General features: G+C 71.4%; 23 protein-coding genes. 22 read left to right on the plus strand and 1 reads right to left on the minus strand.

All coding sequences use genetic code 11. The features are described from left to right. The first annotated feature begins 727 nt into the window (after positions 1-727). From ACFWA9_RS29690 to ACFWA9_RS29770, 17 genes are all read left to right on the plus strand, one after another. On the plus strand, positions 728-1,306 hold the full coding sequence (locus ACFWA9_RS29690) for a hypothetical protein (RefSeq protein ID WP_329489769.1): 579 nt from the start codon (positions 728-730) through the stop codon (positions 1,304-1,306). Between the two features lie 585 nt (positions 1,307-1,891). Beyond that, positions 1,892-2,320, plus strand: a complete 429-nt coding sequence (rpsP, locus tag ACFWA9_RS29695; protein ID WP_329489770.1) for a 30S ribosomal protein S16 — start codon at positions 1,892-1,894, stop codon at positions 2,318-2,320. Positions 2,321-2,322: 2 nt separating this feature from the next. Continuing rightward, complete coding sequence (locus ACFWA9_RS29700; RefSeq protein ID WP_030306741.1) at positions 2,323-2,562, plus strand: RNA-binding protein; 240 nt, start codon at positions 2,323-2,325, stop codon at positions 2,560-2,562. A gap of 227 nt (positions 2,563-2,789) precedes the next feature. Beyond that, positions 2,790-3,413: a ribosome maturation factor RimM gene (rimM, locus tag ACFWA9_RS29705; protein ID WP_380391051.1), complete on the plus strand. Its 624-nt coding sequence runs from the start codon at positions 2,790-2,792 to the stop codon at positions 3,411-3,413. Positions 3,414-3,469: 56 nt separating this feature from the next. Further along, on the plus strand, positions 3,470-4,288 hold the full coding sequence (gene trmD / locus ACFWA9_RS29710; protein ID WP_380391082.1) for a tRNA (guanosine(37)-N1)-methyltransferase TrmD: 819 nt from the start codon (positions 3,470-3,472) through the stop codon (positions 4,286-4,288). Positions 4,289-4,442: 154 nt separating this feature from the next. Beyond that, entirely contained in the window at positions 4,443-4,793 is a 351-nt protein-coding gene (gene rplS, locus ACFWA9_RS29715; protein ID WP_063347674.1) for a 50S ribosomal protein L19, read from the plus strand. A 77-nt stretch (positions 4,794-4,870) separates the two neighbouring features. Further along, on the plus strand, positions 4,871-5,884 hold the full coding sequence (lepB, locus tag ACFWA9_RS29720; protein ID WP_380391054.1) for a signal peptidase I: 1,014 nt from the start codon (positions 4,871-4,873) through the stop codon (positions 5,882-5,884). Positions 5,885-6,071: 187 nt separating this feature from the next. Next, positions 6,072-6,824 carry a signal peptidase I gene (lepB, locus tag ACFWA9_RS29725; protein WP_380391057.1) on the plus strand — a complete coding sequence of 251 codons (753 nt, stop codon included), beginning with the start codon at positions 6,072-6,074 and terminating at the stop codon, positions 6,822-6,824. A gap of 246 nt (positions 6,825-7,070) precedes the next feature. Next, a complete protein-coding gene (gene lepB / locus ACFWA9_RS29730; RefSeq protein WP_380391060.1) occupies positions 7,071-8,072 on the plus strand; it encodes a signal peptidase I in 1,002 nt (333 codons plus the stop codon). A gap of 145 nt (positions 8,073-8,217) precedes the next feature. Next, entirely contained in the window at positions 8,218-8,973 is a 756-nt protein-coding gene (lepB, locus tag ACFWA9_RS29735) for a signal peptidase I (protein WP_380391063.1), read from the plus strand. A gap of 199 nt (positions 8,974-9,172) precedes the next feature. Continuing rightward, a complete protein-coding gene (locus ACFWA9_RS29740; protein ID WP_380391065.1) occupies positions 9,173-9,646 on the plus strand; it encodes an NUDIX hydrolase in 474 nt (157 codons plus the stop codon). A gap of 55 nt (positions 9,647-9,701) precedes the next feature. Next, positions 9,702-10,028, plus strand: coding sequence for a DUF2469 domain-containing protein (locus ACFWA9_RS29745; protein WP_188301739.1), 327 nt, complete (start codon positions 9,702-9,704; stop codon positions 10,026-10,028). 402 nt (positions 10,029-10,430) lie between these two features. Then, positions 10,431-10,865, plus strand: a complete 435-nt coding sequence (locus tag ACFWA9_RS29750; RefSeq protein WP_359807895.1) for a YraN family protein — start codon at positions 10,431-10,433, stop codon at positions 10,863-10,865. 1 nt (position 10,866) lies between these two features. Continuing rightward, positions 10,867-12,588: a YifB family Mg chelatase-like AAA ATPase gene (locus ACFWA9_RS29755; RefSeq protein WP_380391068.1), complete on the plus strand. Its 1,722-nt coding sequence runs from the start codon at positions 10,867-10,869 to the stop codon at positions 12,586-12,588. 2 nt (positions 12,589-12,590) lie between these two features. Next, on the plus strand, positions 12,591-13,760 hold the full coding sequence (gene dprA / locus ACFWA9_RS29760; RefSeq protein WP_380391071.1) for a DNA-processing protein DprA: 1,170 nt from the start codon (positions 12,591-12,593) through the stop codon (positions 13,758-13,760). Between the two features lie 478 nt (positions 13,761-14,238). Then, positions 14,239-15,129 (plus strand): RNA polymerase sigma factor WhiG, encoded by an 891-nt coding sequence (gene whiG, locus ACFWA9_RS29765; protein ID WP_380391084.1) that lies wholly within the window; start codon positions 14,239-14,241, stop codon positions 15,127-15,129. 195 nt (positions 15,130-15,324) lie between these two features. Beyond that, on the plus strand, positions 15,325-15,897 hold the full coding sequence (locus ACFWA9_RS29770) for a helix-turn-helix domain-containing protein (protein WP_352291695.1): 573 nt from the start codon (positions 15,325-15,327) through the stop codon (positions 15,895-15,897). 37 nt (positions 15,898-15,934) lie between these two features. Here ACFWA9_RS29770 and ACFWA9_RS29775 read toward each other — a convergent pair whose 3' ends face one another. Next, on the minus strand, positions 15,935-16,732 hold the full coding sequence (locus ACFWA9_RS29775; protein WP_380391074.1) for a M23 family metallopeptidase: 798 nt from the start codon (positions 16,730-16,732) through the stop codon (positions 15,935-15,937). Between the two features lie 682 nt (positions 16,733-17,414). Here ACFWA9_RS29775 and rpsB point away from each other — a divergent pair. From rpsB to ACFWA9_RS29800, 5 genes are all read left to right on the plus strand, one after another. Beyond that, positions 17,415-18,338, plus strand: coding sequence for a 30S ribosomal protein S2 (gene rpsB, locus ACFWA9_RS29780; RefSeq protein ID WP_329489779.1), 924 nt, complete (start codon positions 17,415-17,417; stop codon positions 18,336-18,338). Between the two features lie 129 nt (positions 18,339-18,467). Continuing rightward, entirely contained in the window at positions 18,468-19,307 is an 840-nt protein-coding gene (gene tsf / locus ACFWA9_RS29785) for a translation elongation factor Ts (RefSeq protein WP_329489780.1), read from the plus strand. 261 nt (positions 19,308-19,568) lie between these two features. After that, positions 19,569-20,333 (plus strand): UMP kinase, encoded by a 765-nt coding sequence (pyrH, locus tag ACFWA9_RS29790; protein ID WP_329489781.1) that lies wholly within the window; start codon positions 19,569-19,571, stop codon positions 20,331-20,333. Positions 20,334-20,460: 127 nt separating this feature from the next. Further along, positions 20,461-21,018: a ribosome recycling factor gene (gene frr, locus ACFWA9_RS29795; RefSeq protein WP_329489782.1), complete on the plus strand. Its 558-nt coding sequence runs from the start codon at positions 20,461-20,463 to the stop codon at positions 21,016-21,018. 200 nt (positions 21,019-21,218) lie between these two features. Next, positions 21,219-22,355 (plus strand): phosphatidate cytidylyltransferase, encoded by a 1,137-nt coding sequence (locus ACFWA9_RS29800; RefSeq protein ID WP_380391079.1) that lies wholly within the window; start codon positions 21,219-21,221, stop codon positions 22,353-22,355. Positions 22,356-22,413 lie beyond the last annotated feature (58 nt).

A 22,413-nucleotide genomic window follows, 5' to 3' on the forward strand; every position in this document is an offset into this window, starting at 1 on the left:
GCGCGCGGACCCGCCGCCGCACCTCCAGCGGTGCGCCGGCGGATCTGCGTCTGCGGCGGTGTTCGGGTCCGTTCGGGCTGGTTGGGCCGTTTGGGCCGCTGGTGGTGCTGGGGCCGCTCGGGCCGCTCGGGCCGCTGGTGGGGCTGGGGCCGCTCGGGCCGCTCGGACGTGGGCGGACCGGCGGATCTCGGGCCGGTTGACCCGCGGCCCGCCGGACGGGCCTGGTGCGGTCTGGGGACGCCCCGGGCGAGGCGATGGCTGACGTTGGTCGTCGATGTTGGAAACCGACAGGTACTGGCGATTTCTGGCAGCTGACGGCAATGATCCGGCGGCTGCCCGACAACCGTGAGACATCCGTCGGACATCCGGTCGACAACCGCCGTCGGGAATTCCGGCGGTAACCGTCCGGTGGCCGTCTCACCAGTCGACATCCCTACTGGCCGGTCAACTGCCGGTATTAACGGAATAGCGGTACGGTGTACGGCCCGTGGCCCTGTCAACTCGACAGGACCACGGGCCGTACGTCCTGGGTGCGACAGCCCGCCCCCTGGACGGAAATGACGAGGTCCGCCGAGCTACGACGGGCCCAAACCGGCAGGGGGTTGGTCTTGCGTCAGATCCGGAACGCGCATTTCGCGCGCGCTCGTACATTCCTGAGAGTTTCCTGGGAATTCCAGGAGATCGGGAACACGCGGAACATCGGCTCGCACTCCGTCGTTGGTCTAGCGTGAGCACGACACAGCCCCTCGTTCTCGCGGCCGAACTGGCCGCCGCCTGGAGTGACATCCAGGCCTTCCATCAGGACCTCCCCGACCTCGCCTCGCCCGAGGCGTTGATCGGCGAGTCCTCCTCGGCCTGTGGCACGCGGCTCGGTTTCGAGCGGCTCCTCCACGAGGCTGCCCACGGTCTGGCCGCGGCCCGGGACATCCGGGACACCTCGCGGGCCGGCCGCTACCACAACCGGCGCTTCCTGCTCCTGGCTTCCGAGCTGGGCCTGGCGCACCCGGTCGAGCCGCATGCGAGTAGCGGCTTCTCCCAGGTGACCATGCTCAAGGAGACGCAGGAGCGGTACGCCGAGACCATCGAGCGGCTGGACCGGGCCCTCGGCGCCCACCAGGAGGCGGTGGCCGGGGACGGCGTCTCGCGCGCCTTCCGCGGCCCGGCGGCCCGGCACGGCTCCTCCGGGGGCGGCGTCCGGGTCAAGGCGGTCTGCGGGTGCGGGCGCAACGTCCGCGTCGTGCCGTCGGTCCTCGCGCAGGCGTCCATCGTCTGCGGTGCCTGCCAGCAGCCGTTCAAGATCGCGTAGCGTGGGGAGCCGGCCGGCGACTGTGCGGGCAGTGCGTCCGGCCGGAGCGATCGACGGCCTCGGCCGGCAGGGCTGATCGGGACGACCGATCGGCGGCCCTGACCGGCGGCTGTGGTGTGTTGGGCTGACCGGGAGCGGGGGCTCCCGGTCGACCTGTTTCGGCGGCCGGCCACGGGTGGACCGCGCCGGCCGGTGGTGTGGCGGTCCGAGTGGTGGGCCGGTGAGGGGCGGTGGTGAGCCGTGGCCGGGGGTCGGTCGGGCGGCTCCGGGGCGTGGCTGTGCCGGTCGGTTGCCGAGCCAGTGCCGGCCGGATGCCGGGCCAGTGCCGGACGAGCGCTTCTTGGCGTGACCGGGCGTTGACCGAACGTTGACCGGGCGGCTTCGGGTCGTGGTCGGTGGCTGTCGGGCCGAGCGGGCGGCGGCGAGGCGGTTCGCGCCGGTATGGCAGAATGGACAGCTGAGTACTCGGCAGCCGAGCAGGACCCCTCTCTCCTACGGCTGGCGTGTCCCTTGAACGGCCAGCCTCGCAACCCCACGCGACGGTGCGGCCGCTCACCCACGTCAACACCAGGAGAATCCACTCCCGTGGCAGTCAAGATCAAGCTCAAGCGTCTCGGCAAGATTCGCTCCCCGCACTACCGCATCGTCGTCGCCGACTCGCGCACCAAGCGTGACGGCCGCGCGATCGAGGAGATCGGCATCTACCAGCCGACCTACAACCCCTCGAAGATCGAGGTCGACGGCGAGCGCGCCCAGTACTGGCTGTCCGTCGGCGCCCAGCCGACCGAGCCGGTTCTCGCCATCCTCAAGCTGACCGGCGACTGGCAGAAGTTCAAGGGCCTGCCGGCCCCGGCTCCGCTGCTGGTTGCCGAGCCCAAGGTCGAGGACTTCTCGCACCTGTTCGCGAAGGCCGTCGCCGGCTTCGAGGACGCCACCACCGGTGTTGCCATCACCCCGAAGGCCAAGAAGTCGGACAAGGCCGAGGCTGACGCCGACGCCGCCGTCGAGGCCTGATCGTGATCGAGGACGCCCTCGACCACCTGGTGAAGGGCATCGTCGAGCACCCCGACGAGGTGCAGGTGCGTTCGCGCAACCTGCGTCGGGGGAACACCATCGAGGTGCGTGTGCACCCCGATGACCTCGGCAAGGTGATCGGCCGGGGCGGCCGCACGGCGCGTGCACTGCGCACCGTTGTCGGCGCCCTCGGCGGTCGCAACGTCCGTGTCGACCTGGTCGACGTGGACAGCATTCGCTGACGCTGCTGCTCGTTCAGCCGTCAGGCTTGAGGCCGGTCGGGACGCATGTCGTCCCGGCCGGCCTTTCTCTGTTCCCGACCGCCTTCTCGCCGTGCCCCCGCCTCCGCGGCCCTGTGCTCCAGCGCCGGGACCCGTCGCGGCGACCACATTGCTGGTACCTCGTACCAGCACCCACACCCAGTGCCAGCGCCAGCACCCAGCACCCAGCACCCAGGAGAACGATCACCGTGCAGCTCGTCGTCGGCAAGATCGGCCGCGCCCACGGCATCAAGGGGGATGTCAGCGTCGAGGTCCGCACCGATGAGCCGGAACTCCGGCTCGGTCCCGGTGCCGTCCTCCTCACCGACCCCGCGTCGGCCGGACCGCTGACCGTCGAGTCCGGCAAGGTGCACAGCGGCCGGCTGCTGCTGCGCTTCGCCGGCGTCAAGGACCGCAACGACGCAGAGGCCCTGCGCGGCACCGTCCTGATCGCCGAGGTCGATCCGGAGGAGAGCCCCGAGGACCCGGAGGAGTACTACGACCACCAGCTGATCGGTCTGGACGTCGTCCTGCTCGACGGCACCCCGGTCGGTGAGCTCACCGAGGTCGTCCACCTCCCGTACCAGGACCTGCTCACGGTGGAGAAGCCCGACGGGACAGAGGTGCTGGTGCCCTTCGTCACCCGCATCGTGCCGACCATCGACCTGGAGAACCAGCGTGTCGTCATCGACCCGCCGGGCGGCCTGATCGACCCGGAGCAGGCCGAGGTCGTGCGGGGCGAGTCGGACGACGCGGATGCGTCGGACGAGTCGGAGGGGTCGGACGGGTCGGACGGGGCGGACGAGTCGGTGGATCCGGAGGAGTCGGAGTGACCGCCGAGGAACTGTCGCCGCAGGAGCCGCCCGCGGTGCGGGGCGTCCAGGACGGGATGCGGATCGACGTCGTCACGATCTTCCCCGAGTACCTGGAGCCGCTGAACATCTCCCTGGTCGGCAAGGCCCGCGCCCGCGGTCAGCTGGATGTGCACGTCCACGACCTTCGCGGCTGGACGCACGACATCCACCGCACGGTGGACGACAGCCCGTACGGCGGCGGACCGGGCATGGTGATGAAGCCCGAGCCGTGGGGCGAGGCGCTGGACGGCGTGCTGAGCGCGGGCCCCGACGGGGAGGTGCCCACGCTGGTGGTGCCCACCCCGAGCGGGCGCCCCTTCACCCAGGAGCTGGCCCAGGAGCTCGCCGGACGCCCGTGGCTCACCTTCACTCCGGCCCGGTACGAGGGCATCGACCGGCGGGTGATCGAGGAGGCGGCCACCCGGATGCCGGTGGTCGAGGTGTCGATCGGCGATTACGTCCTGGCCGGCGGCGAGGTCGCCGTGCTGGTGATGGTCGAGGCGATCGCCCGGCTGCTGCCCGGGGTGCTCGGCAACGCCGAGTCCCACCGGGACGACTCCTTCGCGCCCGGCGCCATGGCCGACCTGCTGGAGGGCCCGGTCTACACCAAGCCCGCCGAGTGGCGCGGCCGGACCGTGCCGGACGTCCTGCTCAGCGGCAACCACGGCCGGATCGCCCGCTGGCGGCGCGACCAGGCCTTCGCCCGGACCCTGGCGAACCGCCCCGATCTGGTCGAGCGCTGGCAGTACGGCGGCTTCGACAAGAAGGACCGTGAGGCGCTGAGCATCCTCGGCCTGGCCTGGGACGAGCAGCTCGGTCGATTTCGGTCTGTGGTCGATGGTGTGGAAGAATAGGTCGCTGCTGTCTGTCGCTGGTCTCCTCACGTAGGAGTCACGTGGTCCGGTGCCCTCGCCACGGGGGGAACATCGCCAACCGATGCGGCCCGCAGCGAACCCCATTGTGACGAACTTCCGTGGGCGGCCCGTGGCGCCTGCGATGGAGAGCAACATGAGCAACAAGCTCGCTGCTGTCGACGCGGCCTCGCTGCGTAGCGACATTCCGGCCTTCCGCGCCGGTGACACCCTGAAGGTTCACGTCCGGGTCATCGAGGGCAACCGCTCTCGTGTCCAGGTCTTCCAGGGCGTCGTCATCCGCCGCCACGGCGCCGGTGTCGGCGAGACCTTCACCGTTCGCAAGGTCAGCTTCAACGTCGGCGTGGAGCGCACCTTCCCGGTGCACACCCCGGTCGTCGAGAAGATCGAGGTCGTGACCCGCGGTGCGGTTCGCCGCGCCAAGCTGTACTACCTGCGTGACCTCCGCGGCAAGGCCGCGAAGATCAAGGAGAAGCGCGACCGCTGATCCACCGTCCCCCGGTACTCCTGGGGGATCGGAGCGCTCTAGGGGGCGCGGCTGCCGCACGGTAAGCTCACCCCCCGATGAGCACGCACGAACCATCCGCGGACCGCGACGGCTGTCCCGCACCCACCGGTGCGGACTCGCCGTCGCGGTCCGCGGCCGTTTCCACGACCGCGCCCGCCGCGGTGCCGGTGCCCGCCACGGCGCCGATGGTGGAGCCGGTGGTCGAGCCGGGCACCCGGCGCGACCCCGAGCCCGAGGCGCCCCGGGAGGCGGTCCCGGAATCCGCGCGGACCTCGGCCGACGGCTTGGTGGAGGACTCGGCGGACGGCTTGGTGGAGGACTCGGCGGACGGCTTGGTGGAGGACTCGGCGGACGCTTCGGCCGACGTTTCGGTGGACGAGCCCGGGGTGGTGCCCCGTTCACGCTCGCGTGACCTCCTTCTGCTGGTGGGTATCTGCCTGCTGTCCCTGCTCCTGGTGAACGCCTTCGTGGCGCGGCCGTTCGCGGTGCCGTCCGGGTCGATGGAGAACAGCCTGCGTCCGGGCGACCGCCTGATCGCGAACCAACTGGCCTACTCCTTCGGAGGGCATCCGCAGCGCGGTGATGTCGTGGTCTTCGACGGGAGGGGCTCCTTCCTGCGTGGGTCGGCCGAGCCGACCGGGTTCGGGAACGCACTGCGCTCGCTCGTCCGGGACCTCGGACTGGCGCCGGCCGACGACTCGGTCTACGTCAAGCGCGTCATCGGCGTCGGCGGGGACCGGGTGACCAGTACCGGGCCGGGCGCGCGGATCACCGTCAACGGCGTACCGGTCGACGAGTCCTCCTACCTCGCACCGGGGGACGAGCCGTCGAAGGTGGCCTTCGATGTGGTGGTGCCGACCGGAAAGCTCTGGGTCATGGGGGACCACCGCGATGCCTCCCGTGACTCGCGGGACCACCTGGGTGAGCCCGGTGGCGGGTTCGTGCCCGAGGGCAAGGTGATCGGACGGGCGGAGTGGGTGGTCTACCCGGTCGGCCACTGGACCGGCCTGGACCGGTCGGCGGCGTTCGCCGCGGTAGGGGGGACCGGTGGCCATGGGGACCAGAGGTAGGGGCCGCCTGGCGGACCGACCGTCCGACGCGGTACCGGGCGATCCGGCGGGAGCACGCGGACCGGGGGCGACCGGCCCGGAGGCAGCGACGCCCATCCGCGGGCGGGCCGACCGCCGGCGTACCGCCCGCCGGGCCGCCCGCCGCCGCAAGCGCTCGCTCCTGCACGAGATCCCGCTGATCGTCCTGGTGGCACTGCTGGTGGCACTGGTGATGAAGACCTTCATGGTGCAGGTGTTCGTCATCCCCTCCGGTTCGATGGAGCAGACGATCCAGATCGGCGACCGGGTGCTGGTGGACAAGCTCACCCCCTGGTTCGGTGCCGAGCCGGGGCGCGGCGACGTCGTGGTGTTCAAGGATCCGGGTGGTTGGCTGGAGGCCGACCACAAGCCGTCCACGGACGGGCCGGTGCTTCGCGGGGCGAAGCAGGTCCTCACTTTCGTCGGGCTGCTGCCGTCCGACAGCGAGCAGGACCTGATCAAGCGGGTGATCGGTGTCGGCGGGGACACCGTGGAGTGCTGCGACGAGCAGGGCCGCCTCAGCGTCAACGGCACGGCGGTGGACGAGCCGTACCTGTCGCCGGGCAACCCGCCGTCCCGCCAGCCGTTCAAGGTGAAGGTGCCGCAGGGGCGGCTCTGGGTGATGGGCGATCATCGGGACGTGTCGGCCGATTCCCGTTTTCACATGGGTAATCCGGGGCAGGGCACCATCCCACTGAGTGGTGTGGTCGGTCAGGCGTTCGTGGTGGCCTGGCCGGTCGGCCGGGTCCATCAACTTGATGCGCCGGGTTCACTCTCCTCACTGGCCCGGTCCGCGGACGTCCGTGGAACTGGGCCGGAAGCGATGGATGTTGGGCCGCTTCCGAAGGAACCTCCGCTCGTTATGGGTGTGTTGGGCATCCTTCCGCTCATCGGCCGAAGGCCTGGGCGGCCTCGGGAGTAGGCCCGGCTGACCGGTGGAGGGCCGGCCGGCGTGCGTGGGAGCGCGAGCCGGATGCCTGGGAGTGATAGAGAAGTGCTGGTGCGGCCGGTACGCGACAACGGCCGCGTCCGGAGGCTGTGCCGGTGTCAGGTGTCCCCCAAGAGGGCGGCTCTGGGGCCGGGGCACGGTCGACGGTGGAGGTAGTGCCCGCTGTGCGGCACTGTGAGCGCGGACGCGCAGGCGTCCGCACAGCTGGGAGGAGACGTTGTGGGGGATTTGGTGATCGGCGCCCGTTCAGGCGCCGGAGAGCCCGAGGGCTCCGGTCATCGGGCGGAATGGTCGACGGAGTCCGCAGTGTCTTCGAGTTCCGCGGAGGACGCGGCGGTTCAGTCCGCGGACGAGCAGGGCAGTGGTGCGGGCGACGGTTCCGAGGCCCGGGAGGACGTGAGCTCTGACGGCGGGTCGGAGGAGAAGGCCGGTGGCAAGGAGCACAAGCAGCGCTCGTTCTGGAAGGAACTGCCGATTCTGATCGGCATCGCGCTGGTCCTGGCGCTGGTGATCAAGACTTTCTTCGTCCAGGCGTTCTCCATTCCGTCGGAGTCGATGCAGAACACGCTTCAGGTCGGCGACCGCGTCCTGGTGGACAAGCTGACCCCGTGGTTCGGAGCCGAGCCCGAGCGGGGCGAGGTCGTGGTGTTCCACGACCCCGGCGGCTGGCTGGCGGACGAGCCCACCAAGCAGAGCGACAACTCCTTCGTGCGGGGGGTGCAGGACGTGCTCAGCTTCGTCGGCCTGATGCCCTCCGAGAACGAGAAGGACCTGATCAAGCGGGTCATCGCGGTCGGTGGGGACACCGTCGAGTGCGAGGGCGAGGGGCCGGTCAAGGTCAACGGGATCGCGCTCAACGAGCCGTATGTGTTCCCCGGTAACACCCCCTGTGGGACGAAGCCCTTCGGCCCGGTGAAGGTGCCGGACGGCCGGATCTGGGTGATGGGTGACCACCGCGCGGACTCGCTGGACTCCCGCTTCCACATGGACCAGCCGGGTGGCGGCACCGTTCCGGTGGACGAGGTCATCGGACGGGCCTTCGTGGTGGCCTGGCCGATCAACCACTGGTCGACGCTGCCGGTGCCGGACACCTTCGACCAGAAGGGTCTGGCGGCGGCCGTGCCGTTCGTTCCGCCCGTGGCCGGGGCAGTCGGCGCGGTCGGCCTGCTTCCGCTGGTGCGCCGGCTGAAGGGCCGGTCGGAGCGCGCGAAGCGGTCCTGACCACCACCGGGTCGCCCCCGGGTCTTGCGCGGGCCGTGGTACCGACGAGTAATCTGCTCGGACGTGCCACGGCCCGCCGGGTTTTCCGCCTGTGGCCCCGGCGTGCCATGAGCGGTTCCGGGTCAGGCAGGGGTGGATGGTTTCGATGAGCAGTGTCGCGACACCGACGGCGGACCGCGCGCCCGCGACCGGACGGTCCCGGCCCAAGCCGGCCGCGGTGCTGCAGGGCGTGCTGATCGGGCTCGGTCTGGTCCTGCTGGTCGGCGGCTTCGTGGTCATGGCGCTGGACTACCGGCCGTACGGCATTCCGACCGGCTCGATGACCCCGACGCTCAAGGTCGGGGACACCGTCGTCGCCCGGCAGATCGACGGCAAGGACGTCGGCCGGGGCGACGTCGTGGTCTTCCGCGACCAGGCGTGGGGCGGTGAACTCATGGTCAAGCGCGTGGTCGCGGTCGGCGGGGACACCGTGGCGACCACCGGGGACGACCAACGGCTGACCGTCAACGGCAAGCCGGTGGAAGAGCCGTACCTGGAGGCGCAGGGCCCGCAGGGGAGCGCGTTCAGCGTGGACGTGCCTCCTGGCCGGCTCTTCTTGCTGGGAGACAACCGGCAGGGGTCGCTCGACTCCCGCCTCCACCTGGAGGTCGACGGCGGCACGATCCCCGCCACCGAGGTGGAGGCCCGGGTGGAGGCCACCGTCCTGCCCTTCGGCCGGACAGGTCTGTTCGCCCGCACCACCGCCTTCGACGCGCTCGGTGGCCCGAAGGCCGGCGAGCCGGGACCGTTGGAGCCGGCCTTCTACGCCACCGTTGTAGGCGCGGCGCTGATCGTCGTGACCTGTGGGGCGAGCGGGGCGGCCGGTGTGGCCCGCCGGGTGGGACGCCGCCGCGCCGCTTGACGGGTGCCACGGCCGCCGCTCCGACGGGCGCCGCCGCCCCGGTCGGCGGCGCAGCCTCAGTTCGAGCCGGCGCCGACGGCGGCGCGACCGCCGTTGACCGTGGCCCGATCGCTCTGCCGAACATCGCCCCGGCAGGTCCCGCCGGGTGGCAGGATCGAGGGGATCGGCCCGACGAACGAGGGGAGGGGGGAGGGCGGCGATGACGGCCAAGCACCGCAAGGCTTCACGGATCCTGCTGTTGGACGGGCAGGACCGCCTGCTTCTCTTCCGGGGCTCGGATCCGGTGGTGCCGGACGTCACCTGGTGGTTCACCCCCGGAGGAGGCCTGGAACCGGGGGAGAGCATTCGCGAGGCCGCGGTGCGCGAGCTCGCCGAGGAGACGGGGCTGCGGGGCGTGGACCTGGGGCCTGTGGTTGCGTACGACACGGTTTCGTACTCCTTTCGGGAGCAGCGCTACGAACAGGAGCAGTGGTTCCACCTGGCCCGGACCGTGGAGACGGTGCTCGATCATTCGAGGATGGGCAGGGACGAGCACGCCGAACTGCTCGCGGCACGCTGGTGGACGGTCGAGGAGCTGGGGGAGACCGCCGAAACGATCTATCCGATCGGGCTGGCGGAATTCGTGGGGCGACTGCTGGCCGAGGGGCCGCCAGTCACGCCGGTAAGGCTCTGAGGGTGAGTGCGGTGGTCCACAATGGGTGGACGTGACAAGTTGAGGGGACGCCTGGATGAGTGCCGAAGATCTCGAGAAGTACGAGACCGAGATGGAGCTCAAGCTCTACCGGGAGTACCGGGACGTCGTCGGCCTGTTCAAGTACGTGATTGAAACCGAGCGACGCTTCTACCTCACCAACGACTACGAGCTGCAGGTGCACTCGGTCCAGGGCGAGGTCTTCTTCGAGGTGTCGATGGCGGATGCGTGGGTCTGGGACATGTACCGGCCGGCCCGGTTCGTCCGTAAGGTCCGGGTGCTGACCTTCAAGGACGTGAACATCGAGGAGCTCGCGAAGAGCGATCTGGAGCTGCCCTCGGACGAGTCCGGGTTCGGGAGCTGACGTTGGACCTCTCGGTCCTGCGGTGTCCAGGGGGATTTCGATTTTCCCGGGATTCTCACCCCTGCGAGTGACAGAAGTTATCCACAGGCCCGGGTTATCCACAGGAAATAGCAACCCTCTGGCCCTGTCCCGGGTCGCACGGAAACCTCCGCGTCGGAGGTGGTCACCGTGCAGGACACCAAGCGCACCACGCGTAAGCAGAGTGAGACGCCCAAGGCCCGACCGAGTGGGCAGGCCCGGCGCAGGGCGGCGAGGGCGCCGGAGGAGTACCAGGCGGAGCTGTCCGGGCTTGGAAACGGGCCGGCTCCGCCGCGCACGGAGCAGGCCGACCCGGAGAAGGCCGGTCCTGAGCGAGCCGTTCCCGAGCAGGCTGGTCCTGAGCGGGGCGGTCCGGGGAAGGCCCTGTCGGGGCGCGGCACGAACAACGGGCTGGGCCGTTATGGGGAGCGGGTCGCCGCCCGGCGGCTCGCCGAGAGCGGCCTCAGGATCCTGGACCGCAACTGGCGCTGCGTCGAGGGTGAGCTGGACATCGTCGCCCTCGACGGCGACACCCTGGCCGTCTGTGAGGTGAAGACCCGCTCCGAGCGGGGATTCCAGCAGCCGAGCGAGGCCATCGACCGGGCCAAGGCCGCCCGCCTCCAGCGATTGGCGGAGCGCTGGGTGGCGGAGCGCTGGCCCGGCCACTTCGCCAGGCTGGCCGGCCCCGGGTACAGCCCCGCGCCGGCGGACCCGCAGTGGCCGCCCGTGCCGCCCGGCGGCGTCCGGATCGACCTCGTGGCCGTCATCAACCGGGCCCGGGGTGCCGCCTCGGTGGACCACCTGAGGGGGGTGGTCTGAGATGGCCTTCGCCCGTACCTGTTCCGTCGCGCTGGTCGGCGTCGACGGTGTGATCGTCGAGGTCCAGGCCGATCTGGAGCCCGGAGTCGCCGCCTTCACCCTGGTCGGTCTGCCCGACAAAGCCCTCTCCGAGGCCCGCGACCGGGTGCGCGCGGCCCTGGTGAACAGCGGCGAGGTCTGGCCGCAGCGAAAGCTCACCGTCGGACTCAGCCCCGCCTCGGTGCCGAAGAGTGGCAGCGGCTTCGACCTCGCGGTGGCCTGCGCCGTCCTCGCCGCCGCCGAGCGGTTGGATCCGTCCTCCATCGCCGAACTGCTGATCATCGGCGAGCTGGGGCTCGACGGGCGGGTGCGCCCGGTACGCGGCATCCTGCCGTCCGTGCTCGCCGCCGCCGATGCCGGCTACCAGCGGGTCGTGGTGGCCGAACAGACTGCCGCAGAGGCCTCCCTGGTCCCGGGCGTGACCGTCATCGGCGTGCGCAGCCTGCGACAGCTCGTCGCCGTCCTGACCGGCGCACCCGAGCCGGAGGAGCCGCCCGACCCGATCAGCGGCCGCCCGGATCCCCTGATGGCCGGCCTGATGCTCCCCACCGCAGGAGTGCGCGGACTGCCCGACGACCGGGCCGCCCGGCTGGACCTGGCGGACGTCGCCGGCCAGTACGAGGCGCGGCGCGCCCTGGAGATCGCCGCCGCCGGTGGTCACCACCTGTACTTGAAAGGTCCACCGGGCGCGGGCAAGACCATGTTGGCGGAGCGGCTCCCGGCGCTGCTGCCGCCACTCACCCAGAAGGAGGCCCTGGAGGTCACCGCCGTGCACTCGGTGGCCGGACTGCTCCCGGCCGGTCGGCCACTGATCGACTGCGCGCCGTACTGCGCACCACACCACTCCACCACCATGCCGGCCATCGTCGGCGGCGGCAGCGGCCTGCCCCGACCGGGTGCGGTCTCGCTGGCCCACCGGGGTGTGCTGTTCCTGGACGAGGCACCGGAGTTCCCGGTCAGGGTGCTCGACGCGCTGCGCCAGCCGCTCGAATCGGGGGAGGTGGTGATCGCCCGATCGGCGGGATCGCTCAGGCTGCCGGCCAGGTTCCTGCTCTGCCTGGCCGCGAATCCCTGTCCCTGCGGGCGGTACTCGCGGCGGGGCGAGGGGTGCGAATGCACTCCGGCGATGGTCAGCCGGTACCAGGGGCGGCTGTCCGGACCGCTGCTCGACCGGGTGGACCTCCAGGTCCAGGTCGCTCCGGTGACCAGGGTCGAGCTGATGGAGCGGGACACCACGGCGGAGAGCACCGCGACCGTGGCGGCCCGGGTGCTTGCCGCGCGGGAGCGCGCGGCGGCCCGGCTGGCGCACACACCGTGGCGGACCAATGCCGAAGTGCCCGGCCATGAGCTGCGGACCCGATGGCAGCTCGGCCCCAACGCGCTGAACGATGCCGCCCGACAACTGGAGCGCGGTCTGCTGACCGCCCGCGGCCTGGACCGGGTGCTCAGGGTCGCCTGGACGGTCGCCGATCTCGCCGGGCGGGAGCGGCCGGACCAGCGGGACGTACGGACGGCCCTGGTGCTCCGCACCGGTGTGGAGCAGGGGCTGCCGTTGACCGAGCGCTCCTTCGGCCGGCTAGGCGGCGAGCCGCTGCCGCCGGCCGGGCCGAAGGGCGACCGGCGGCTCCGTGCCGGTCCACCTGCCGCGACACCCGATCAGCGGCCGAGCGACAAGGAGACCTGAGCATGAACCAGACGATGAACCACCTTCAGCACCCCTCCGAAGCCGGGCGGGAGGCCGAGCCCGAGCGTCTCGCCAGGGCAGCGCTGAGCAGGCTCAGCGAACCGGGCGACGCCGTCCTGGGCCGGTGGCTCACCCAGCTCGCCGCCGCCGACGTCGTCCGGGCGATCCGGGACGGCACCGTCCCCGACCATCCGGGCCTGGACGCGGAGCGGCTCGCCGCCTACCGGGCCAGGCTGGTCGACGTCGACCCCGACGCGGACCTGGAGCGAGTGCGTACGGCCGGTGGGCGCTTCATCATTCCGGGCGACACGGAATGGCCGAGCCAACTCGACGACCTGGGAGCCGGCAGACCGCTCGGGCTCTGGGTGTCCGGGACGGGTTCCCTGCGACTGCTCGCCCTCCGCTCGGTCGCGGTCGTCGGCGCGCGGGCCTGCACGGCCTACGGAGCGCACGTCGCGGGGGAGCTGTCGGCGCAACTGGCCGAACGCGGGTGGGTGGTGGCCTCCGGCGCGGCGTACGGGATCGACGCGGCCGCCCACCGGGGTGCGCTGGCCGTCGGGGGGATGAGCATCGGAGTCCTCGCCTGCGGGGTCGATGTGGCCTACCCGAGGGGCAACGCCCAGTTGATCCGACGGATCGCCTCCCAGGGACTGCTGCTGAGCGAGCTTCCGCCGGGGGAGCACCCGAACCGGTTCCGGTTCGTGCTGCGCAATCGCGTGATCGCGGCCCTCACCCGAGGGACGGTGGTGGTCGAGGCGGCGTTGCGCAGCGGGGCGCTGAGTACGGCCAGACGCGCCCGGGACCTCAACCGGCACACGATGGGTGTCGCCGGTCCGGTGACGTCGGAGCTCTCGGCCGGGGTGCACGCCCTGATTCGTGGCGGCGCCACGCTGGTCACCGACGCGGCGGAGGTCGCCGAGCTGATCGGCGCGATCGGTGACGACCTCGCGCCCCAGCGCGGCGGGCCGGTGCTGCCGAGGGACCTCCTGGAGCCGGTCGTGGCGAGGGTCCTGGAGGCGGTGCCGGCGACGGCGGAGGGTGCGCCGGTGGAGCGCCTGGCCCGGCAGTCGGGTCTCCCGCCGGACGAAGTGCTCCACCGGCTCTACGAGTTGGGGTCGCTCGGCTTCGTGGAACGGCACGGTGCCCACTGGCGACTGGTGCGTGGCCGGTGACCGATCGGGCGGATCAGGACGAATCGGGAGGCGGCAGGGTGCGCCGCCGTCGGCGGGAGGTGGGGCGGTGAATCGCCGGTCGAGGCATTCACCCCCGCTGCCGGGCCCCGGCGACACGAACGCCACCGGATCGGGGGACGACCGAGTGGCGGTAGCACATTGCAGTGAGTCGGTCACGCTACGCTCGCCATGCCTTCCCCATCAGCACATGACTCGGCAGAACGGCGCAGACCAACGCATGCCCACACACATTCCCGGACACAGAGTGACCGGTGGCGCCCGGTCCTCGGGAGGGCCGCGGACCGAGCGGCGCCCCGTGACCGAGTTCCCGCCCAAGGCGACGGGTGCGATGGGGGCCCTTGCCCGGCAGGGTGGCCGACCGGCGCACACCGGCGCGTACGCCGGTCGGCCGGACGAGCCCTGTCCGCCGGACGCTTCCGAAGCGGCCGGTACGTCCGAGGTGGCTACCGCCCCCGAGGTGGCCGCCGTCCCCGGCCCGGCTCAGGGCCAGGACGCCGCGCCCGTACCCGCGGAGACGTCCACACCGGCGGAGGTGCCCGCTCCCGTCGGGACGCCGGCACCACGGCGGGAGCCGGGCGTCGGCTCCGACCGCACGGCGCTGGAAGCGCTCTGGCGCTCCTACAAGGAGACGGGCGACCAGCGATTGCGGGAGCAGCTGATCCTGCACTACTCACCGCTCGTCAAATACGTGGCGGGCCGGGTCGGGGTCGGTCTGCCCTCCAACGTCGAGCAGGCGGACTTCGTCTCCTCGGGTGTCTTCGGGCTGATCGACGCGATCGAGAAGTTCGACATCGATCGGGCCATCAAGTTCGAGACCTACGCGATCAGCCGGATCCGCGGCGCGATCATCGACGAGCTCCGGGCCCTGGACTGGATCCCGCGTTCGGTGCGGCAAAAGGCGAAGGCGGTCGAACGGACGTACGCGACCCTGGAGGCCCGGCTGCGCCGCACACCGCACGAGCCCGAGGTCGCGGCCGAGATGGGCATCGCGATCGAGGACCTGCACGCCATCTTCAGCCAGCTCTCCCTCGCCAACGTGGTGGCACTGGACGAACTGCTCCACCCGGTGGGCGAGGGCGGGGACCGGCCGAGCCTGGGCGACACCCTGGAGGACCGCGGCGCGGACAACCCCGTGGAGGTGGCCGAGGACCGGGAGCTGCGCAGACTGCTGGCACAGGCGATCAACACCCTGCCCGAGCGGGAGAAGACCGTCGTCACGCTCTACTACTACGAGGGCCTCACCCTCGCGGAGATCGGCCAGGTGCTGGGGGTGACGGAGAGCCGGGTCAGCCAGATCCACACCAAGTCGGTGCTGCAGTTGCGGGCCAAGCTGTCGGACATCCGGTAGCGGCCCCTCCGCCATCCGGTAAGCGGCCCCTTCGGCGCCCGATCGTTCAGCAGCTCTGACCCCTTGCGGGCCGCCTGCGGGGTGCTTCCGCCCTGCCGCTGGATCCCCTCCACGCGCCCCGTCATGCGCGGCGCCGTATCGGCGGGGTGTAGGGCTCCGTACAGTGGGACAGTGCCGAAGATCCGAGCGGCCACTTTGGCCGAGCACCGACAGCTGCAGCGGGCAGCCCTCCTCGATGCTGCCCGCAGCCTGCTCACCGAGGGGGGAATGGATGCCCTGACCTTCCCCGCGCTCGCGGCGCGCACCGGGCTGGCGCGCTCCTCGGTCTACGAGTACTTCCGTTCCCGCGCCGCTGTGGTCGAGCTGCTCTGCGAGGTCGACTTCCCGCTCTGGGCGGCCGAGATCGAGGCCGGGATGGAGAGCTGCGACACCGCGGCGGCCCGGATCGAGGCCTACGTCCGAGGTCAGCTCGCGCTGGCCGGGGACCCTCGGCACCGGGCAGTGGCGGCGATCTCGGCGCTGGAGCTGGACGAAGCGGCGCGCGAGCGGATCCGGGCGGCCCACGGCAAGCTCGTCGGCCTGGTGGTCCAGGCCCTCCAGGACCTCGGTCACGAGCAGCCGCGGCTGGCTGCCGGGCTGCTCCAGGGAATCGTGGAGGCCGCCGTTCGGCAGGCCGAGCAGCGTCCTACCGGTGGGCCGGCCCCGAGTCAGGAAGTGATCGCGGACGCCGCGGTCGCGCTCGCCCTGCACGGCCTGGGCGGGAGCTGACTGAGCCGGTCCCGGCGCTCCCGTCCGAGCACCGGTCTCAGCGCTCCCGTCCGAGCGGGAGCAGTCGGGCCGCACCGGCTCCGAAGAGGGCCAGGGGATCGAGGTACCGGTCGCCGCGCAGCAGCCCCCAGTGCAGGCAGTCGTGGCCGGCGCAGTGAACGGCACCGGGGGTGAGCTGCCCGATCACTTCGCCGGCCGTGACGGTGGTGCCGGCGGCGAGGCTCCCGGTGACCGGTAGATAGGTGGTCCGCAGCGGCGGAGATCCTGAGGCCGGGTGGGTGACGGTGACCACCGGTCGGCCCGCCACCAGGCCGGAGAAGGAGACCACCCCGGGGGCGGCCGACCGGATGTCCGCACCACCCGTGGCGGCGAGATCGACGCCCCGGTGTCCGGCGGCCCATGGTGTGGCCGGTGCCTCGAAGCGCCTGACCAGCCCACCCGGACCGCCTACCGGCCACGCCCGTCCGCTCCCGGAACCGGCGCCGTCCCCGGAACCGCCCACGGAACTGCCCCCGGAACCGGCGCCGCCCCCGGAACCGGCACTGGCACCGGCACTGGCATCCACGGAGTCGCGCGAGGCGAGCCCCGCCGTCACGGCGGCGTGGCCCACCGGCCCCGGCAAAACGGTCAGCAGCAGGGCCGCCACCGTCACAAGCGCGAGCAGCAGCAGTCGGCGGTTGGGTCCGGGCCCCGGTCCGAGTGGCGGGGGCGAGGACAAGCCCCCGACCCCGCCGAGGGCGCCGGATGACGCGGTGGTGGACGACGTGCTACCGGGCGGCGCGGCGGGGGAGACGGGCGGAACGAACGGAGCGGTGGCTTCCAAGGCGGTTGTCATGCCGCCGAGGTTCTCCGGGGTGCGCGAGCCCGACCAGCCCCACCCCGATTCCTGTGGACAACCGGGCCCTGTGGACAGCCGCCATCCCTCCCACGGGTGACGCGCCCCGAGTGCACCCCCGGCGCGAGCTCCTCCAAGCACGCCCCCGCGCCCACCCCTGCACGCACCCCTGCACGCACCCGCTCGCCCCCCTCGCCCCGGCCTCCCTACCCCAGCCCGGGCCAGGCCGCCCCACCGCCCCCGCCGTCCTGCCCCCGTCCACCGCCCCACCGGCCGTCCCGGCACGGTCCCGTCCGCCCTCCCTCCCGCTTCCCCGCCCGTCTCCCCACCGACCTCCCGTCCCTGTGGAGTCGCCCGCGGCTCGGCGCTTCCCGTACACTTCACACGCGACCCGGTCCGCCGGGTCGACTTCGCACGCCCCGCCACCGGTGGACGGATGCGGCTCAGCCGCCGCCCCCGCCAGGTGCGAGTGCCGCTCGGTCCGCCGAGCCCGAAGGGTCTCCGGACCACTCGGGCCGAAGCGGCTCGGCACGTTCGGGGCGTCAGGCGTGGCTGTCACCTGACTGTCACGGACAAAACCGAGCCTGACCCGGCCGTACGCAGACGCCGAGCGGGGAGCGCCACCGCGCGACCCACCACGTCGACTGCGCGGAGCCGGGCGCAACACCTTAGGAGTACGGCTATGGCCGTCGTCACGATGCGGGAGCTGCTGGAGAGCGGCGTCCACTTCGGTCACCAGACCCGCCGCTGGAACCCGAAGATGAAGCGCTTCATCATCACGGAGCGCAACGGCATCTACATCATCGACCTCCTGCAGTCGCTGAACTACATCGACCGCGCCTTCGAGTTCATCAAGGAGACCGTTGCCCACGGCGGCAGCGTCCTCTTCGTCGGCACGAAGAAGCAGGCCCAGGAGGCCATCGCCGAGCAGGCCACCCGCGTGGGCATGCCCTACGTGAACCAGCGCTGGCTCGGCGGCATGCTGACCAACTTCCAGACCGTCTACAAGCGCCTTCAGCGGATGAAGGAGCTCGGCGAGATCGACTTCACGGACGTGGCCGGCTCCGGCCTCACCAAGAAGGAGCTCCTGGTTCTGGAGCGCGAGCACACCAAGCTCGAGAAGACCCTCGGCGGTATCCGCGACATGCAGCGCGTTCCCAGCGCCGTCTGGATCGTGGACACCAAGAAGGAGCACATCGCTGTCGGCGAGGCCCGGAAGCTCAACATTCCGGTCGTCGCGATCCTCGACACCAACTGTGACCCCGACGAGGTCGACTACAAGATCCCGGGCAACGACGACGCGATCCGCTCCGTCACCCTGCTGACCCGTGTGATCGCCGACGCCGTCGCCGAGGGCCTCAAGTCCCGCGCGGGTGTCGCCAAGGGCGACGCGAAGGCCGAGCCGGGCGCCGACCAGCCGCTGGCCGACTGGGAGAAGGACCTCATCGAGGGCGAGAAGAAGGCTGAGGAGGCTCCGGCCGCCGACGCCGACGCCGCCACCGAGGCCCCCGCCGCCGAGGCTGCTGCCGAGGTCGAGGCCCCCGCCGCCGAGGCCCCCGTCGCCGAGGCCGCGGCCGCCGACGAGGCTCCGGCCGAGCAGGCCTGACGTACCAAGGGTGAGGGGCACTCGCCGGTACGACACCGGTAAGTGCCCCTCTCTCCCGTGCCGGGACCGAACCAGTGGTCCCGGCACAACCCCACGCAGACACGCGAGACGCGAGAAGAGATTCACACCATGGCGAACTTCACCGCCGCGGACGTCAAGAAGCTCCGTGAGCTCACCGGCGCCGGCATGATGGACTGCAAGAAGGCTCTGGACGAGGCCGAGGGCAACGTCGACAAGGCCGTCGAGCTGCTGCGCATCAAGGGCCAGAAGGGCGTCGCCAAGCGCGAGGGCCGTGACGCCTCCAACGGCGCCGTCGCCGCGCTGATCGCCGAGGACAAGAAGTCCGGCGTTCTGGTCGAGATCAACTGCGAGACCGACTTCGTCGCCAAGGGTGACAACTTCGTGCAGGTCGCCGACGCGATCGCCGCCCACGTCGCCGCGTCCGCTCCGGCCGACCTGGACGCCGCGCTGGCTTCCGAGATCGAGCCCGGCAAGACCGTCCAGCAGTTCGTGGACGAGGCCAACGCCACCCTGGGCGAGAAGATCGTCTTCCGTCGCTTCGCCCAGTTCGCGGGTGACGGCTTCGTCGCGGTCTACCTCCACAAGACCAGCCCCGACCTCCCGCCGGCCGTCGGCGTCCTGGTCGAGCTGGACAAGGAGAACGCCGAGGTCGCCAAGGACGTCGCGCAGCACATCGCCGCCTTCGCGCCGAAGTACCTCTCCCGCGAGGACATCCCGGCCGAGGACATCGAGAACGAGCGTCGCGTCGCCGAGGCCACCGCGCGCGAGGAGGGCAAGCCCGAGGCTGCCCTGCCGAAGATCGTCGAGGGTCGCGTCACCGGCTTCGTGAAGGAGTTCTCCGTCCTGGAGCAGGCCTTCGCGAAGGACAACAAGAAGACCGTCGCCAAGGTCCTCGAGGAGAACGGCGTCGCCCTCAAGCGCTTCGCCCGCTTCCGCGTCGGCGCCTGAGCCACGTTCCACCGGACTCCCGGCACGTTTAGGCTGGGAACCGCCCCCGCCCGCTGACCAGGGCGGAGGGACGCGCCGAACGGGCTCACCCAGCGTCATCCGTCTATGGGCGGGCCGCGTCGGCACCATGAACGACGAGGAGGCCATTGCCGTGCAGGACACCGTACCGGTTCCCGCGGCAGTGGCCTCCTCGCGTGTACGCGCAGGTCGGGGATCCGCACACCCGCGCCTGTGAACCAGTAGGTGTAGAAGGAGAAGTCCATGCAGGAGACGCAGGAGACCGCGCAGGACCCCCAGGCCGGCTCGCCCCGCCGGGTGCTGCTGAAGCTGTCCGGTGAGGCTTTCGCCGGTGGCGGCGGGCTCGGCGTCGACCCGGACGTCGTGCACGCGATCGCCCGTGAGATCGCCACGGTCGTCCGCGCCGGTACCGAGGTCGCGGTGGTCATCGGTGGTGGCAACTTCTTCCGCGGCGCCGAACTCCAGGTGCGCGGCATGGACCGGGCCCGCTCCGACTACATGGGCATGCTCGGCACCGTGATGAACTGCCTGGCGCTGCAGGACTTCCTGGTCAAGGAGGGCATCGAGACCCGGGTCCAGACCGCGATCACCATGGGCCAGGTCGCCGAGCCGTACCTGCCGCTGCGCGCCGTCCGGCACCTGGAGAAGGGCCGTGTGGTGATCTTCGGCGCCGGTATGGGCATGCCCTACTTCTCCACCGACACCACGGCCGTCCAGCGTGCGCTGGAGATCCACGCGGACGTGCTGCTGATGGGCAAGAACGGCGTGGACGGCGTCTACGACTCCGACCCCCGGACCAACCCGGACGCGGTCAAGTTCGACGCGCTGGAGTACTCCGAGGTCATCGCGCGCGACCTCAAGGTCGCCGACCTCACCGCGATCACGCTGTGCAAGGACAACAACCTCCCGATGCTCGTCTTCGAGCTGCTGGCGGAGGGCAATATCGCGCGTGCGGTGAAGAGTGAGAAGATCGGCACACTCATCAGCCAGGATTCTGTCCGGGCCTGAGCAGCAATCAGCCGTACGGGACGGCGTCGCTACGCCGGCACCGCGTTCGGCGGCCGCCACACCGCGACCGGCTTCGACACCGACACCGGTCGGGACAACAGCAGATGAACCGGACAGGGAGTACACAGTGATCGAAGAGACCCTCCTCGAGGCCGAGGAGAAGATGGAGAAGGCCGTCGAGGTCGCCAAGAACGACTTCGCCGCCATCCGGACCGGCCGTGCGCACCCGGCGATGTTCGCCAAGATCGTGGCCGAGTACTACGGCGCCGTGACGCCGATCAACCAGCTGGCCTCGTTCTCCGTGCCGGAGCCGCGGATGGCGATCGTCTCGCCGTTCGACAAGACCGCGCTGAAGGCCATCGAGCAGGCGATCCGCGACTCCGACCTCGGCGTCAACCCGTCCAACGACGGGTCCATCATCCGGGTGGTGCTCCCCGAGCTCACCGAGGAGCGTCGCCGCGACTACATCAAGGTCGCCCGCGGCAAGGGCGAGGACGCGAAGGTCTCGATCCGTTCCGTGCGCCGCAAGGCCAAGGACGGCATCGACAAGCTGGTCAAGGACGGCGAGATCGGCGAGGACGACGGCCGTCGCGCCGAGAAGGAGCTCGACGACACCACGGCCAAGTACGTGGCCGCCGTCGACGAGCTGCTGAAGCACAAGGAAGCCGAGCTGCTCGAAGTCTGATGAACGACGCCCCTGACGCCCCTGGCTACTGGGGCCCATCCGATCAGCAGCACCAGCAGTACCAGCCGCACCCCCCGTACCGGCCGGCGCACGCGCCGCAGCCGGCCGTACCGGGCGCTGCGGGTGACCCCGGCCACCGAACGGGTCACTCGCAGCAGCCTCCGGTGTACTGGGGCGGTGACGCGGAGGAGACTCAGGTCATGCCCCCCGTACCGGTCGACCCAGGGCCCGACCCCGCCGAGGGGCCGACCCGGGAGGCCGGTCGGCTGAGCGGACCGCTGTTCCGGGACGAACAGCCCCGGACGGCGGTGCCGGGCGCGGCGGAGACGGTCGTGCTGCGCGCGATCACCGACGAGACCGCCCCGGCTCCCGGCCGCGGCGGCCCGCCGTACCCGGGCGTCCCGGCGTACTCCGCGCCGCCGCAGAGCCACCCGGCGGCCGGGCAGCCCCACCCTGTGCCGTTGTCCCACCCAGGGCAGGAGACACCCGTGGCCCAGCCCGCTCCGCAGCCGCAGCCCCGCAAGCAGCGCGGCGGTCGCAACCTCCAGGCCGCGATAGGCGTGGGCGTCGGCCTCGGCGCGGTGATCATCGCCTCGCTGTTCGTGGTGAAGGCGCTGTTCCTGTTCGTGGTGATGGCGGCCGTGTCGGTCGGGATCTGGGAGCTGACCAGCCGGCTGGCCGAGCGCAAGCAGATCAAGGCGCCGCTGGTCCCGCTGGTCGCGGGCGGCATCGCGATGATCGCCACCGGGTACTGGGCCGGCGTCCAGTGGGCGGCGGCCTCGCTGGCGCTGACCGGCCTGGCGGTGATGGTCTGGCGGATGGCCGAACCGCCGGAGAACTACCTGAGGGACATAACGGCGGGCATCTTCACCGCGTTCTACGTGCCGTTCCTGGCCACCTTCGTGGCGATGATGCTGGCGGCGGACGACGGCCCGCAGCGGATCGTGCTGTTCCTGATCGTCACCGTCTGCAGCGACACCGGCGCCTACGCGGTGGGCTACAAGTTCGGCAAGAACAAGCTCGCCCCGACGATCAGCCCGGGCAAGACCCGGGAGGGCCTGGCCGGCGGCATCGGCCTGTCGATGCTGGCGGGCGCGCTGCTGATGGAGCTGATCATCGACGGCGGCAGCTGGTGGCAGGGCCTGGTCCTGGGCGGCTGCGCGGCGGTCGTGGCGACCCTGGGGGACCTGGGCGAGTCGATGATCAAGCGTGACCTCGGCATCAAGGACATGGGCACGCTGCTGCCCGGCCACGGCGGCATCATGGACCGGCTGGACTCGCTCCTGCCGACCGCGCCGGTGGTCTGGCTGCTGCTGGCGGCCTTCGTCGGCAGCTGAGCCGGCCGGGCGGATCCGAACGGTGGGAGCCGTCGAGGGGCTCCGGACGCCTGGCGTC

The sequence above is a fragment of the Kitasatospora sp. NPDC059973 genome, assembly GCF_042737525.1.
Classification (GTDB): Bacteria; Actinomycetota; Actinomycetes; order Streptomycetales; family Streptomycetaceae; genus Kitasatospora.